Source organism: Bacillus sp. GC_Bacil_1 (assembly GCF_026540675.1).
Lineage (GTDB): Bacteria > Bacillota > Bacilli > Bacillales > Bacillaceae_G > Bacillus_A > Bacillus_A cereus.
Genome location: NZ_JALNUG010000007.1, coordinates 166,981 through 181,925 on the forward strand (window position 1 = coordinate 166,981; position 14,945 = coordinate 181,925).

Below are 14,945 nucleotides of genomic sequence, written 5' to 3' on the forward strand. Positions count from 1 at the left end.
CGAATAACCCTTTCTATTCAAAACATAGCCTCTAAGAAAAGAAGCGAGTGAAAACACTCACTTCCTTATTTCGCCTTTACCCTTGAAACCGGAATATAAATAATTTGCCCCGTATTTAAAAATATATCTTCTGTTTGATTGACACGGCACACATTTTGCACAGACGTTTCATAACGTTCTGCAATAGATTCAATTGTATCCCCTTCTTGCACGAAATACATTCTTAACTTTGTAAATTCTTCTTCCGGTTCTTTCGTAAATAGTTTTGTTAAATAAAGCGCATTTTCATCTCGCTGTGAGTACTCTTCTTCTTGTTCTTCCTGCTTTTTCGCTTTTTCTTTCTTGAAATCTTTTCGCCCAAACAATTCAAATTGCGGCGTTGTTTCTTGCTCCTCTTCACGCTCCACAAATTCATGTTCCTCTATCTTCTCTTCTTCTAATTCCTGCTCTTTTCTTTCCTCTAATTGGAACGGTTCAAATGCGTAATCTTCCCACTCATCTGATTCCTTATATGCTGGTTCTTCTACATGCGGCGCCGGTCTATTTTCATCCTCTTGCGCTGAATCTTCTTCTAACTCGGCATACACCGTTTCTTCCTCTTCAGCTTCATCCTCGTTTCTCTCTTCATCACACAAACCGCTAATAGATATATCCGCTAATAATTGTAAGCAACCATTTTCCTTTAATTCATAATCAAATTCCTCAATTGATACATATAGCTCTTCAATTACTTTCACTCGATTTCTCGGAATTGATATTTCAAGCGGAAAGGAATGAACAAGTTCATTAACCCCATCTTCCCTTGTTTCTACATAATCAATTGACTTTGCTGGCGATAGTTCTCTTAATGAATACGCCGAATCATCTTTTCGTGCAACATACTCTCCCGTTAAATCTAATTGCCCTCTCACGATTACTTCATGATCAAGCTCTTCTATCTCAACGTCTGGATCTAACGAAATTGACAAAAGTTCATCGACTTCCTGTCCCTTTTGGAACCAAACAGATTCTTTTAATGAAAATCGTAACGAATGATCTGCAGCCACTTCTTTTCCCCCTCCCAAACTATATGTCATTACAGATTTATGTAGAGAAAGCTTACTTTATGAATAAAAAAAATCGCCCCCCTTATGGAGAGCGATTTTTCTCTAATACATTATTTTAATTTTGACATTGCAATTTCAGCTGCTGCAATCGTCGCCTCAATATCTGCGTCACTATGTGCTGTCGATAAGAATAAACCTTCGAATTGAGATGGCGGTAAGAATACACCTTGTTCTACCATTTCACGATAGTAAGCCGCAAAGAATTCTAAGTTTGAAGATTTTGCTGCATCGTAATTAATAACGGGCTCATCTGTAAAGAAAATACCAATCATAGAACCTGCACGGTTAATATGATGTGGAATGCCATGTTTTTCAGCTGCTTTACGTAATCCAGCTTCCAACATTTCAGCTTTACGCTCAAATTCTACATATGATTCTGGCGTTAACTGTACTAACGTTTCATAACCTGCTGCCATTGCAAGTGGATTACCTGATAAAGTACCAGCTTGGTAAATCGGTCCGCTTGGTGCAACTTGGCGCATAATTTCTGCTTTACCACCGTATGCTCCTACTGGTAAACCACCACCGATTACTTTACCTAAGCATGTTAAATCAGGTGTTACGCCATAATAACCTTGGCCACAATTATAAGCTACTCGGAACCCTGTCATTACTTCATCAAAAATAAGCAATGCACCGTTTTGTTCTGTTACTTCACGAAGACCTTCTAAAAATCCAGGCTGCGGAGGAACAACCCCCATATTTCCTGCTACTGGTTCTACAATTACACAAGCAATATCATCACCGAATTGTTCAAACGCGTATTTTACGCTTTCTAAATCGTTATAAGCTACTGTAATCGTATTTTTCGCTACACCTTCTGGTACACCAGGACTATCTGGTAAACCTAAAGTCGCCACACCAGAACCAGCTTTAATTAATAGCGAATCACCATGACCGTGGTAACAACCAATAAATTTCAAGATTTTATTACGACCTGTATAACCACGAGCTAAACGTAGTGCACTCATTGTTGCTTCCGTTCCAGAGTTAACCATACGCACAATCTCAATTGATGGCACGCGCTCAATAACAAGTTTTGCTAATTTATTTTCAATTTCTGTTGGTGCACCGAAGCTTGTACCTCTTTCAGCAACAGATTTTAACGCTTCTACAACACGATCATTTGCATGACCATGAATTAAAGGCCCCCATGATAATACGTAGTCGATGTATTCATTCCCATCAATATCATATACTTTAGAGCCTTTTCCACGCTCCATAAACAACGGATTCATCCCAACAGATTTAAAAGCACGAACCGGGCTATTTACGCCACCAGGCATTAAGTCTTGTGCCTCTTCAAACGCCGCAATCGATTTATCAAACTTTTTCATTATTTAGCGCCTCCTTCTTGTAACCATTTTGCTGCATCTTTCGCATGATACGTAATAATTAAGTCTGCTCCTGCACGTTTCATACTAATTAATTTTTCAAGAACAACTTCTTTTTCATTAATCCAGCCATTTTGCGCTGCCGCTTTAATCATCGAATATTCACCACTTACATTATAAGCGACAACTGGTAAATTAAAGTTATTTTTCACATCACGAACGATATCTAAGTAAGAAAGAGCTGGTTTTACGATTAAGAAATCTGCACCTTCCATTACATCTGATTCTGCTTCACGGAATGCTTCCATACGGTTTGCCGGATCCATTTGATATGTTTTACGGTCACCAAATTGCGGTGCACCGTGCGCAGCATCACGGAATGGTCCATAAAATGCTGATGAATATTTCACAGCGTACGACATAACTGGCACGTGTCCAAAACCATTTTCGTCTAATGCATGGCGAATTGCTGTTACGAAGCCGTCCATCATGTTTGATGGCGCAATAATGTCCGCTCCTGCTTTCGCTTGACTTACAGCCGTTTTCGCAAGAACTGCAAGAGACTCGTCATTTAAAATAATACCATCTTCAATTACACCGCAATGACCATGGCTTGTAAATTGACATAAACATGTGTCTGCGACTACTACTAGCTCAGGGAAATCACCTTTAATTTGCTGAATAGCACGTTGTACAATTCCATGATCACAATATGCTGATGATCCAACTTCATCCTTTTCAGCAGGTAAACCAAATACAATAACAGAACGAATACCTAAATCAACAACTTCTTGCATTTCAGCTTGCAATAAATCTAAAGAAATTTGATATACGCCTGGCATAGAAGGAACTTCATTACGAACATTTTCACCTTCTAATACAAAAATAGGGTAAATAAAATCTTCCGTATGTAAAAACGTTTCACGCACAAGCGCACGCATGCCCCCGCTTTGTCTTAAACGACGATGACGATTAAATTGTAAAGAGTTCATAGATTTCTATCCCCATTCTTTCATTTTATAGATTCACAAACACATTGTAGTAATGCTTCTACAGTGTACTCTTTCGGCACAATAACAGACGGAAAATAACGACTTGCCTCTTTTTCCGTAATAGGTCCTATACAAGCAATTGTACATTTTTTTGTCCATTCTCTCCAGTTTGCACCCTCAAGTAAACGAACAAAACTAGTAACAGTTGAAGGACTCGTAAATGTAATAATGTCTACTTCTCCTAACTTCAACGCTGCTATAAGCTCTTGCTTTTTTTCTACATTCACTTTCGTACCGTATACGATCAACTCATCTAGAGAAACACCAATTTCACGCAGTTTAACTGGTATTACATCTCTTGCTAAATTGCCTTTTGGAAATAAAATACGTTCGTTTCCATTTAATTCTTTTAGAAGCTCTTCGGCAAATGCTTCTGCAACAAATGAAGTCGGAACAAAATGAACTTGATAGCCCCTTTTTTCTAACTCTAATTTTGTTTTCACACCTACCGCAGCGATTTTAATGGTTAGTGGTAGTTTCTTTTTTAAACTATCTAGAAAAAAAGCTACACCATTTCTGCTCGTAAAAATAACCCAGTCGTATGAATGTAGCTGCTCTTCAATATGTTGAATTTGCCTATGAGACATACCTTCCATACGCAAAAGCGGAATTTCCAATGGAATTCCGCTCTTTTCTTTCACTGCTACACTCATTTGTTTCGCTTGATGCTGGGCACGTGTAATCAATACCGTTTTTCCAGCGAGAGCGTTCATATTTATTGTTGCTCCTTATTTGCAGCAAGAATGAGTTCTTTGGCGCCTTGTTTAATTAAACGGTCCGCGGCCTCTAATCCTACTTCTTCAGGATTAGTACCCACTACTGTCTCTTTTAATAAAACAGAGCCATCCATAGAGCCAACAAGAGCTGTTAATTCGATTGCATCGTTTTCTGTAAGGGTTGCATATCCAGCGATTGGAACTTGGCATCCACCTTCAAGTTTATGAAGAAATACTCGCTCCGCTGCCACTGTTCTTTCTGTTATCGCATCATTAATATGCGCTAACAATTGCAATAAATCCTTATCATCCTCACGACATTCAATCGCTAATGCACCTTGTCCTACAGCAGGTACACATAACGTTTCATCTAAATGTTCTGTAATAACTTCATCATCCCAGCCCATTCTTTGTAATCCAGCTGTCGCTAAAATAATCGCATCGTAATCTTCTTCTTTTAATTTACGTAAACGTGTATCGATATTCCCGCGAATCCACTTCACTTGTAAATCTGGTCTCGCAGCGAGTAGCTGTGCACTACGTCTCAAACTACTCGTACCTAAAATAGCACCTTCCGCTAACTCTTTAAACGATGCTCCATTTTTTGAGATAAAAGCATCCCGAGGGTCAACACGCTTTGGTGTACAGCCAATCATTAAACCTTCTGGAAGTACGGCCGGCATATCTTTCATACTATGTACAGCCATATCGATTTCTTTCGTAAGTAACGCATGCTCAATTTCTTTAACGAACAAGCCTTTTCCGCCTACTTTTGAAAGAGTAACATCTAAAATAACATCACCTTTTGTGACAATTTCTTTCACTTCAAATTCATATGGTAGACCTAGCGCTTTTAACTGATCAATAAACCAGTTTGTTTGCGTTAATGCTAGTTTACTCTTTCGTGACCCTACAATAATTTTGCGCATAATTCTCTCTCCTCATTATAAATACCAAAAGTGGAAATTGGATAAACTGCTTAATAGAAAAATGTTTACTAGCATTACGAGAAACGATCCGATATTCCACTGTACAATTTTCTTACCTTGCAACACATCTGCCGCTCGTAAATATAAACCTGTGCAATACACAAATAGAACGACAAAAGATCCGATTACTTTCGTATCATACCAATGGAAATTGTCCAATTTTGTATATCCCCATATACACCCCAATAAAATTGCTAGTAAGAAAAATGGAACAGAAAATAAATTTAATCCGTAAGACGTAGATTCAAGCTTCGGTAAATTCCCTAACCTTCTTAATCTCGCATTCCACTTTTTCTTTTTTAATAGGCGATATTGCAGTAAATACATAATAGAAAAAATAAACGATACCGTAAACGTTGCATAAGAAATAATCGCCATTCCAACATGCACGTATACAAGTTCTGAAACTAATTGCTCTGCAAGTACTGGCGACATCTTTCCGAGCGGTGTAAAAATAGAAAAAGCGCTTACGCCAAATGCAACAACATTTGTAAAGAAGACTAAAAAGTCAACGCGCATAAATCGATTTATGACTAACGACATCGTAATCAATAACCAAACATAAAAATAAATCCCTGATAATAAAGTTAAAATGGGATTCGTTTCTGAATCTGTCGCCCTAAGCAACATAAAAATAGACTGCAATACCCATACAATCGAAAGTAACCAAAAAGCAAATCGGTTCGCCTTTCGGTTACTTTGGAAATAATCTATAAAATATAAACTAATGCTACAAGCATATAAAATAATTGCAATATGATAAATAATACTGTTATTTAAAAAACTCATCCGATCATCCTTCCAAATTATAAAGATGGAACGGATGGTGTCCACACTCTTTTATGTTCTACTTCTTCCGCACGACTCTCTACTTCTTCCGTTTCTAAATCAAAAATCTTTGCAAATAACGCTAGTTTTTCGCTCGCTCCCTCTTCAGCAGCTATTTCTTTTGCTACTAAAATTGGGTCTTTTAATAATTGATTAATAATACTTTTCGTATGCTTACTAATAACTTTTTTCTCACGATCACTAAGGTTTGGTATTTTTCGCTCTAGGCTTACCATCGTTTCACTTTGGATTGCAAGTGCCTTATCACGAAGAGCTGATATTAATGGAACAACACCAAGTGTACTTAACCACGTTTTAAATAGAACAATTTCCTCTTCAATCATAAATTGAATTTTCTCTGCTTCTTTCAAACGCTCAGCACGGTTTGCCTCCACCACTCCTTGCAGATCATCAATGTCATACAAGAAAGAACCTTCTAGCTCATCAATCGCTGGATCAATATCACGTGGCACTGCAATGTCAACCATAAACAAAGGACGACCAGAGCGCATTTTCTCCACCTTTGTCATCATCTCTTTCGTAATGACATACTCAGATGCACCAGTTGAACTAATTAAAATATCTGCTTCTAATAATGCACATTGTAATTCGCTTAATGATTTTGCATGTCCCATATATTTCTCAGCCATTACTTCTGCTTTCGAAAGCGTCCTATTCATAACTGTTACTTTACGAGCACCACTTCCATATAAGTTTTGCAATGCAAGTTCGCCCATTTTACCAGCACCAAGAATAAGCACGTGACAATCCGTTAACTCGCCAAATATTTTCTTTCCAAGCTCAACAGCAGCATAACTAACAGACATCGCACTTTCACCAATTGTTGTTTCTGAGTGGGCACGTTTTGCTAATGTAATGACTTGCTTAAACAATTCATTAAAAATTGTGCCTGTTGCTTTAACTTGTTGTGCTTCTAAAAAGCTATCTTTTATTTGGCCTAAAATCTGTGTTTCTCCCACTACCATAGAATCTAAACCGCACGTTACGCGGAATAAATGGTCTATTGCACCATCTTGTTCAAAAATAGTTAAATATGGTGCGACTTCTTCTATTTCAAGCTGAAACCAATCAGCTAAAAATTTCTTAATATAATACCGTCCCGTGTGTAATTGATCGACAACAGCATAAATCTCAGTGCGATTACAAGTTGATACAATGACATTCTCTAACACGCTCTTTTGATTTTGTAATGTAGTCATCGCTCGCTCTAGCTCTGCTGCCTGAAATGTGAGTTTCTCACGAAATTCTACAGGGGCTGTTCGATAATTTACACTAACAACAAGAATATGCACGCAGCATGTCCCCCTTCACCCGTTTTATCACTTTATCTACTATCATAATACAACTTTCCTCTTATGAATCTGACAATCGTGTGAACAACCGATTATTTTTTAATTATTCTCCGTATGTAATAAAGGAGATTCAGCAAACTAATAAAAAAACTTCTACTTTATAATGATTATAAATTAATAACTCTATTTGTACGTTACCAAAAAAAGTCCTCATAATCAAGTGATGGAAACTATTCCATATAAATTATAACATCATCTTTCCTATCTTCTTTCATCATGAAGGAAAATATGTATGATTGTTCCAAAATGTAGCAAACACTTTCTCAATACAATGTATTTGACATTTTATTTCTTTTTCGTTATATTGATTTTACAAAATTAAATTGTGCACAACTTAATAAGGAGGGAGTTATGTATGACAGAGGACTCTTTGCATCTAGATAACCAACTTTGTTTTTCTATTTATGCCTGTTCTAGAGAGGTTACTCGTTTTTATCGACCTTATTTAGAAGAGATGGGTATTACGTATCCCCAGTACATTACTTTACTCGTACTATGGGAGCAAGATGGACTAACAGTAAAAGAAATTGGAGAACGTCTATTTTTAGATTCCGGTACGTTAACACCTATGTTAAAACGAATGGAATCATTAACACTTGTAAAACGTGTTCGTTCCAAAGAAGACGAGCGAAAAGTTTGTATTGAATTAACAGAACAAGGTAAAAATTTAAAGGAAAAGGCTTGTTCATTACCGACAACAATGGCTACAAACTTAGGAATTACAGAGCAAGAATATCGCTCTTTATTAATTCAACTAAATAAACTAATTGAAACAATGAAAACAATTAATGATGGAAAAGGGGAATAAATATGGATAAATTATATACTGCTTCAGTAACAGCAACAGGTGGAAGAAATGGGAAAGTAGTTTCAGATGATGGCATATTAAATCTTGATGTGAAAATGCCGAAAGCACTAGGTGGTGCAGGTGGAGAAGCAACAAATCCAGAACAACTATTTGCAGCTGGTTATGCAGCTTGTTTCGATAGTGCATTACAACTTGTCATTCGTACAAAACGTATGAAAGTAGAAAGTACAGAAGTAACCGCTCACGTTTCTATCGGAAAAGATACAGATGGTGGTTTTGGCCTATCTGCCGTGCTTGATGTACATGTCGCTGGCGTTTCACATAGCGAAGCACAAGAACTTGTAGAAGCGGCTCACGGTGTATGTCCTTACTCTAAAGCAACACGAGGTAATATTGAAGTTACATTAAACGTACGTTAACAGCTTATATAAAGAAAAAAACGCGCGACATTCGTCACGCGTTTTTTGTTTTTGTCATTTTATGAATTGCCTTCCACGCTTCTTCTTTTCCAAGTCCTGTTTCAGAAGAGAATAGAACGATTTCATCGCCAATTTCAACAGCAAGCGTTTCTTTTACAACTTTTAAATGCTTTTGCCATTTCCCTTTCGGGATTTTATCAGCTTTCGTCGCAATAATAATTGTTGGGATTTCATAATGCTTTAAGAAATCATACATCATCACGTCATCACTTGTCGGTTGGTGACGTAAATCAACTACTAATACAGCTGCGTCTAATTGCTTGCGCGTTGTAAAGTACGTTTCAATCATTTTCCCCCATGCCGCGCGCTCCGATTTAGACACTTTCGCATATCCATAACCTGGAACGTCAACAAAATGCATCATCTCATTGATCAAGAAAAAGTTCAGCGTTTGCGTTTTTCCTGGTTTAGAAGAAATACGCACTAACTTTTTACGATTTAAAATTTTATTAATAAAGGAAGACTTCCCGACATTTGAACGACCTGCTAATGCAATTTCTGGTAAATCACTGTCTGGATATTGTTCTGGTTTAACAGCACTAATTACAATATCTGCTTTTGTTACTTTCATTGTTTCACTCCTACTAATGCGTGCTCCAATACTTCATCTAAATGAGATGCAAGCACAAACGTAAGGTTTTCTTTTACGCTCTCTGGAATATCATCTAAATCTTTCTCGTTTTCTGCTGGCAAAATAATTTTTGTTAAGCCTGCGCGGTGAGCACTTAATGTTTTTTCTTTTAAGCCACCAATTGGTAATACACGACCACGAAGTGTAATTTCACCTGTCATACCTACTTCTTTACTTACAGGAATACCTGTTAGTGCAGAAATAAGTGCCGTTGCCATCGTAATACCTGCTGACGGTCCATCTTTCGGAACTGCTCCTTCTGGAACATGAATATGAATATCATTTTTCTCATGGAAATTCGGATCAATCTGAAGCTCTTCTGCACGAGAACGTATATAACTAAACGCAGCTTGTGCGGATTCTTTCATAACATCCCCAAGTTTCCCTGTTAAAATTAGTTTCCCTTTTCCTGGCGCTACAGAAACTTCAATTGCAAGTGTATCGCCGCCTGCTGCTGTGTAAGCTAGACCTGTTGCCATACCAACTTGGTCTGTTTTTTCAGCTTGCCCATAACGGAATATGTGTTTACCAAGTAAATCAACAATCTTTTTCTCTGTCACAACGATACGTTTACGTTCTGCTGTAACGATAATTTTCGCTACTTTACGGCAAACTTTTGCAATTTGGCGTTCTAGCGTACGAACACCAGCCTCACGTGTATAATAACGAATAATTTCAAGAAGCGCTTCATCACGTACTTGTAAATTACCTTTTCGTAAGCCATGCTCTTTTAATTGTTTCGGCAATAAATGCTCACGAGCAATGTGTACTTTTTCAAGTTCTGTATAGCCAGCAATCGAAATGATTTCCATACGGTCAAGTAATGGACCTGGAATACTTGAAAGTGTATTAGCAGTTGCTACAAACATAACTTTCGATAGATCATATGGTTCTTCAATGTAATGATCACTGAAGTTATGGTTTTGTTCTGGATCTAATACTTCAAGTAATGCTGCTGATGGATCTCCACGGAAATCGTTAGACATTTTATCAATCTCATCTAATAAGAAGACTGGATTAACTGTTTTCGCCTTTTTCATACCTTGAATAATGCGTCCTGGCATTGCTCCAACATATGTACGGCGGTGACCACGAATTTCAGATTCATCACGCACACCACCAAGAGATACACGGACAAAGTTACGATTCAATGATGTTGCAATTGAACGCGCTAACGAAGTTTTTCCGACCCCAGGAGGGCCTACTAAACAAAGGATAGGTCCTTTTAATGAATTCGTTAACTTCTGTACAGCTAAATATTCAAGTACACGCTCTTTCACTTTTTCAAGACCGTAATGATCGTTATTTAAAATCTCTTCCGAATGAGCAAGATCAATTATATCTTCTGTTGCCTCTGTCCACGGAAGCGCTAATAACCAATCAATATAATTGCGAATAACACCACTCTCCGCAGAACTTGCTGGTAACTTTTCATAACGATCTAATTCTTTCAGCGCAGCCTTCATTGTTTCTTCAGGCATTCCTGACTGTTCAATTTTTTCACGAAGTTCTTCTACTTCTCCGCCCTTACCTTCTTTGTCGCCAAGTTCAGTTTGAATCGCCTTCATTTGCTCACGTAAGAAATATTCTTTTTGCGTGCGCTCCATTGAACGTTTCACTTGTTGCCCAATTTTCTTTTCTAGGCTAAGTAACTCTTGTTCATCTTGAATAATTGAAATAAGTGTATGTAATCGTTCTTTTACAGATACAATCTCTAGAATCTCTTGTTTCTGCTTCGTTTTAATCGGCAAGTGAGAAGCAATTAAATCAGCTAATCTCCCTGGTTCCTCTACATCAGCTACTGTTGCAAATGTTTCATTTGAAACTTTTTTCGAAACTTTAATATATTGTTCGAAATGCTCCAGTAACGTACGCATAAGAGCTTTCTCTTCTAAATCATCTTCTACTTCTTCAGTTACCGTTTTAATAGACACTTGTACTACATTTTCTTCTTCGATAAACTCTATTACTTCTGCTCTATGTAAACCTTCCACAAGGACACGAAGCGTACCGTTCGGCAATTTTAGCATTTGCTTTACTTTCGCCACTGTACCTACACTATATATGTCATCTTCTTTCGGATCATCGATATTCATTTCTTTTTGCATTGCTAAAAAGATGATATTTTCATCCATTGCCGCCTGCTCTAGTGCTTGTATCGATTTATCACGTCCTACATCAAGATGCAAAACCATCGTTGGATATACGAGAACGCCTCTTAATGGTAGGAGGGGCACGATTCTTTCGTTCGTATTCATACTAGACATAGCACCTCCATAATAAATTAAACTCCTGTTCAACTATTTTATATTACAATACACCTAGATGCAATTGCTGAGATTCCTCGCAATTGTAAATAGCTTGTTTTTCTACCTCACGAAAAGAAAAAAGACTCCGATTAAGCATACAAACTTAAACGAAGTCTGGCAAATTTTATTATTGTTTATTTTTACATAGATTGTGCATCTGTTTCGTCTACGTTAGTATGTACATCTAGCTCTCTATGCATATTTTCTTGCATAAACGTTAACTCAAATACTTCTTTTAATTTACGGACAGGAATAATTTCGATTCCCTTTATCGTATACAAAAATGGTTGCATATTTTCAGCAGGAATAATGACTTTCTTAGCTCCCGCTTTTTTCGCAGCTTTTATTTTTGCGTACACGCCACCAATAGGCTTTACTTCTCCGTGTATACTTATTTCACCTGTCATCGCTACTTCATTATTTACATATGTGCGATGCACCGCAGAATATACACCTGTTGCCATAGCGATTCCTGCAGAAGGTCCATCAATTGGGATACCACCTGGAAAATTAATATGTATATCGTATCCTTCTGGCAACACATCTAAAGAACGAAGTACTGTTAATACATTATCAACAGAGCCTTTTGCCATACTTTTACGGCGAATCGATTTCGTTTGACTACCAATACTTTCTTCTTCTACAATTCCGGTAACATTTACCGATCCTTTATCTTTCGCCGGAATTGCTGTTACTTCAATTTCTAATAACGCTCCTGTATTTGGTCCGTATACAGCAAGACCATTTACAAGACCAATCCTTGGAATCGGATAAATGTGCTTTTCGTATTTCGGCGTAAGCTGACTTGAGTGAACAACCCACTCTATATCTTCATCTTTAATGAAAGAACGTTCTTCATTTATCGCCATACCAGCAGAAATTTGTACGAGATTAATCGCCTCTCGTCCATTTCTTGCATACATCCCAATCATTTCAATACCATTTTCACCTATTTGCATTTCCACTTTTTCCGCGGCGTTTTTCGCTACTTTTTGAATCTCTTCCGTATCTAATTCACGGAAAAATACTTCTAAGCAACGTGACCGAATAGCAGGAGGAATTTCCTCTGGCGAACGTGTCGTTGCTCCAACTAAGCGAAAATCTGCCGGTAAGCCTTTTTGGAAAATATCATGTATATATGTTGGGATCATCGTATTTTCTTCACTATAGTACGCACTTTCTAAAAATACTTTTCGATCTTCTAACACCTTTAACATTTTGTTCATTTGAATCGGATGGAGTTCGCCAATCTCATCAATAAACAAAATACCACCATGCGCATCTGTTACAGCACCTTTTTTCGGTTGCGGAATACCTGCTTGCCCCATCGCCCCAGCACCTTGATAAATCGGATCATGCACCGAACCAATTAAAGGGTCTGCGATACCACGTTCATCAAACCGAGCTGTCGTCGCATCAAGTTCAATAAATGTTGCATTCGTACGAAATGGAGATTTAGGATTTCGTTTCGCTTCTTCTAATACAAGACGTGCTGCCGCTGTTTTCCCAACACCTGGCGGACCATATATGATTACATGTTGCGGATTCGGACCACAAAGAGCCGCTTTTAAGGACTTAATCCCGTCCTCTTGCCCTACAATATCTAAAAAGGTTGTAGGACGCACCTTTTCTGCTAGCGGCTCTGTTAAAGAAATCTCACGCATTTTACGAAGCTGTTCTAATTCTTTTTTCGATTCTCGATCAATTGAAACTTTTTGTGTTCGTTGATTTCGAAGTAAATGCCAGAAATATAATCCGACAATTACACCAAAAACAAGTTGAACAACTAAAAATATATTTGTCCAGCTCATTATTTATTTCCTCCCGCAATATTTTATCTCTTAGTATTTCCGCGGAGGAACGTAGCTAAACATAAAGAAAAACAGCAATTATAAAAATTGCTGTTTCCCTTTCGCATTATGCAGATGTTTTTGTATCAAGTACAGTACCGTCTTGTAACACCAATTTTGGCGGTTCATTATCAGCTACTGTTTCTTTTGTAAGAATACACTTCTCGATATCTTTACGAGATGGAAGTTCGAACATTACATCAAGCATTAAGCCTTCAATAATAGAACGAAGTCCACGAGCACCCGTTTTACGTTCAATTGCTTTTTTCGCAATTTCGATTAGTGCACCTTCTTCAAACTCTAACTCAACATCGTCAAGCTCCAATAGTTTTTGGAATTGCTTAACAAGTGCATTTTTCGGTTTCGTTAAAATATCAACAAGAGCATCTTCATCAAGTGGCTCTAGGTTCGCAATAACTGGAAGACGACCGATAAACTCTGGAATTAAACCAAATCTTAAAAGATCCTCTGGTAATACGTGAGATAAAACATGCTTCTCATTTACATCAGCATTTTTCTTCTCAGAACCAAATCCAATTACTTTCTCACCAAGGCGACGTTTAATAATCGGCTCAATGCCATCAAACGCTCCACCACAAATGAATAAGATGTTCGTTGTATCAATTTGAATAAACTCTTGGTGCGGATGCTTACGACCACCTTGAGGTGGAACGCTTGCTACAGTACCTTCTAAAATTTTCAGAAGTGCCTGCTGCACACCTTCACCAGATACATCACGTGTAATTGATGGATTTTCGGACTTACGTGCCACTTTATCAATCTCATCAATATAAATGATTCCTTTTTCCGCTTTCTCTACATCATAATCAGCTGCTTGAATTAATTTTAGTAAGATATTTTCTACATCTTCCCCAACATATCCAGCTTCTGTTAAAGATGTTGCGTCCGCGATTGCAAATGGAACATTTAGAATACGCGCTAACGTTTGTGCAAGTAATGTTTTACCACTACCTGTTGGCCCGATAAGTGCGATATTACTCTTCGCTAATTCTACATCATCAATTTTGCTGTTAGAATTAATGCGTTTGTAATGGTTATATACCGCTACCGCTAGTGCTTTTTTCGCGCTATCTTGCCCGATGACATACTCATCTAAGATTTCACGAATTTCTACCGGTTTCGGTACATCTTTGAATTCTACTTCTTCGTCCTTCGCAAGCTCCTCTTGTACAATTTCAGTACAAAGTTCGATACACTCGTCACAAATGTAAACACCTGGACCTGCTACTAACTTTCGAACTTGCGTTTGTGTTTTACCACAGAAAGAACATTTTAATTGCCCTTTTTCATCATTAAATTTAAACATATTTTCACACCCCTTACAAAGTGCTAACCTCTTGCCTTCGTATGTACACGATAAATGTATCGTATGTAAATACATATTATGTCACTACGTGGCGAGAAATACAAATAATATGACTAGTTATGTACAAATAAAAAAATTTTAAA

At 37.6% G+C, this 14,945-nt stretch carries 13 protein-coding genes; 2 read left to right on the forward strand and 11 right to left on the reverse strand.

The window, feature by feature from the left end; all coding sequences use genetic code 11:
* Positions 1 to 65: 65 nt before the first annotated feature.
* The 7 genes from spoVID to hemA form a co-directional block, all read right to left on the reverse strand.
* Positions 66 to 1,076 (reverse strand): stage VI sporulation protein D, encoded by a 1,011-nt coding sequence (spoVID, locus tag OXT04_RS13325; RefSeq protein WP_115609903.1) that lies wholly within the window; start codon positions 1,074 to 1,076, stop codon positions 66 to 68.
* 80 nt (positions 1,077 to 1,156) lie between these two features.
* Positions 1,157 to 2,443, reverse strand: coding sequence for a glutamate-1-semialdehyde 2,1-aminomutase (gene hemL, locus OXT04_RS13330; RefSeq protein WP_000712942.1), 1,287 nt, complete (start codon positions 2,441 to 2,443; stop codon positions 1,157 to 1,159).
* A complete protein-coding gene (hemB, locus tag OXT04_RS13335; RefSeq protein ID WP_001087056.1) occupies positions 2,443 to 3,432 on the reverse strand; it encodes a porphobilinogen synthase in 990 nt (329 codons plus the stop codon). Before hemB ends, hemL begins: the two co-directional genes overlap by 1 nt.
* A 20-nt stretch (positions 3,433 to 3,452) precedes the next feature.
* The gene (gene hemD, locus OXT04_RS13340; RefSeq protein ID WP_023523117.1) at positions 3,453 to 4,205 is read right to left on the reverse strand and encodes a uroporphyrinogen-III synthase; all 753 of its coding nucleotides are present in this window, start codon (positions 4,203 to 4,205) and stop codon (positions 3,453 to 3,455) included.
* Positions 4,206 to 4,207: 2 nt separating this feature from the next.
* A complete protein-coding gene (gene hemC, locus OXT04_RS13345; RefSeq protein ID WP_016080168.1) occupies positions 4,208 to 5,137 on the reverse strand; it encodes a hydroxymethylbilane synthase in 930 nt (309 codons plus the stop codon).
* Between the two features lie 15 nt (positions 5,138 to 5,152).
* Positions 5,153 to 5,986, reverse strand: a complete 834-nt coding sequence (locus OXT04_RS13350; protein ID WP_000009005.1) for a cytochrome c biogenesis protein — start codon at positions 5,984 to 5,986, stop codon at positions 5,153 to 5,155.
* 17 nt (positions 5,987 to 6,003) lie between these two features.
* A complete protein-coding gene (hemA, locus tag OXT04_RS13355) occupies positions 6,004 to 7,338 on the reverse strand; it encodes a glutamyl-tRNA reductase (protein ID WP_000547868.1) in 1,335 nt (444 codons plus the stop codon).
* Between the two features lie 415 nt (positions 7,339 to 7,753).
* On the opposite strand from hemA, the gene OXT04_RS13360 reads away from it, so the two are divergent.
* A complete protein-coding gene (locus OXT04_RS13360) occupies positions 7,754 to 8,206 on the forward strand; it encodes a MarR family winged helix-turn-helix transcriptional regulator (RefSeq protein WP_016080166.1) in 453 nt (150 codons plus the stop codon).
* A 2-nt stretch (positions 8,207 to 8,208) separates the two neighbouring features.
* Entirely contained in the window at positions 8,209 to 8,625 is a 417-nt protein-coding gene (locus OXT04_RS13365; RefSeq protein WP_000359774.1) for an organic hydroperoxide resistance protein, read from the forward strand.
* 34 nt (positions 8,626 to 8,659) lie between these two features.
* Here the strand turns inward: OXT04_RS13365 and ysxC are convergent, their stop codons facing one another.
* The 4 genes from ysxC to clpX all read right to left on the reverse strand — a co-directional run bounded on the left by ysxC (position 8,660) and on the right by clpX (position 14,802).
* Positions 8,660 to 9,256 (reverse strand): ribosome biogenesis GTP-binding protein YsxC, encoded by a 597-nt coding sequence (gene ysxC / locus OXT04_RS13370; protein WP_000869118.1) that lies wholly within the window; start codon positions 9,254 to 9,256, stop codon positions 8,660 to 8,662.
* The gene (gene lon, locus OXT04_RS13375; protein ID WP_000097288.1) at positions 9,253 to 11,583 is read right to left on the reverse strand and encodes an endopeptidase La; all 2,331 of its coding nucleotides are present in this window, start codon (positions 11,581 to 11,583) and stop codon (positions 9,253 to 9,255) included. Before lon ends, ysxC begins: the two co-directional genes overlap by 4 nt.
* A 182-nt stretch (positions 11,584 to 11,765) precedes the next feature.
* Positions 11,766 to 13,436 carry an ATP-dependent protease LonB gene (lonB, locus tag OXT04_RS13380; RefSeq protein WP_000119173.1) on the reverse strand — a complete coding sequence of 557 codons (1,671 nt, stop codon included), beginning with the start codon at positions 13,434 to 13,436 and terminating at the stop codon, positions 11,766 to 11,768.
* A 106-nt stretch (positions 13,437 to 13,542) separates the two neighbouring features.
* A complete protein-coding gene (clpX, locus tag OXT04_RS13385; RefSeq protein ID WP_000472289.1) occupies positions 13,543 to 14,802 on the reverse strand; it encodes an ATP-dependent protease ATP-binding subunit ClpX in 1,260 nt (419 codons plus the stop codon).
* Positions 14,803 to 14,945 lie beyond the last annotated feature (143 nt).

What these genes read in the sequence shown, in the direction of transcription:
- spoVID (WP_115609903.1), bottom strand. Translation starts at nt 1,076, where the DNA reads ATGACATATAGTTTGGGAGGGGGAAAAGAAGTGGCTGCAGATCATTCG.
- hemL (WP_000712942.1), bottom strand. Translation starts at nt 2,443, where the DNA reads ATGAAAAAGTTTGATAAATCGATTGCGGCGTTTGAAGAGGCACAAGAC.
- hemB (WP_001087056.1), bottom strand. Translation starts at nt 3,432, where the DNA reads ATGAACTCTTTACAATTTAATCGTCATCGTCGTTTAAGACAAAGCGGG.
- hemD (WP_023523117.1), bottom strand. Translation starts at nt 4,205, where the DNA reads ATGAACGCTCTCGCTGGAAAAACGGTATTGATTACACGTGCCCAGCAT.
- hemC (WP_016080168.1), bottom strand. Translation starts at nt 5,137, where the DNA reads ATGCGCAAAATTATTGTAGGGTCACGAAAGAGTAAACTAGCATTAACG.
- OXT04_RS13350 (WP_000009005.1), bottom strand. Translation starts at nt 5,986, where the DNA reads ATGAGTTTTTTAAATAACAGTATTATTTATCATATTGCAATTATTTTA.
- OXT04_RS13360 (WP_016080166.1), top strand. Translation starts at nt 7,754, where the DNA reads ATGACAGAGGACTCTTTGCATCTAGATAACCAACTTTGTTTTTCTATT.
- OXT04_RS13365 (WP_000359774.1), top strand. Translation starts at nt 8,209, where the DNA reads ATGGATAAATTATATACTGCTTCAGTAACAGCAACAGGTGGAAGAAAT.
- ysxC (WP_000869118.1), bottom strand. Translation starts at nt 9,256, where the DNA reads ATGAAAGTAACAAAAGCAGATATTGTAATTAGTGCTGTTAAACCAGAA.
- lon (WP_000097288.1), bottom strand. Translation starts at nt 11,583, where the DNA reads ATGTCTAGTATGAATACGAACGAAAGAATCGTGCCCCTCCTACCATTA.
- lonB (WP_000119173.1), bottom strand. Translation starts at nt 13,436, where the DNA reads ATGAGCTGGACAAATATATTTTTAGTTGTTCAACTTGTTTTTGGTGTA.
- clpX (WP_000472289.1), bottom strand. Translation starts at nt 14,802, where the DNA reads ATGTTTAAATTTAATGATGAAAAAGGGCAATTAAAATGTTCTTTCTGT.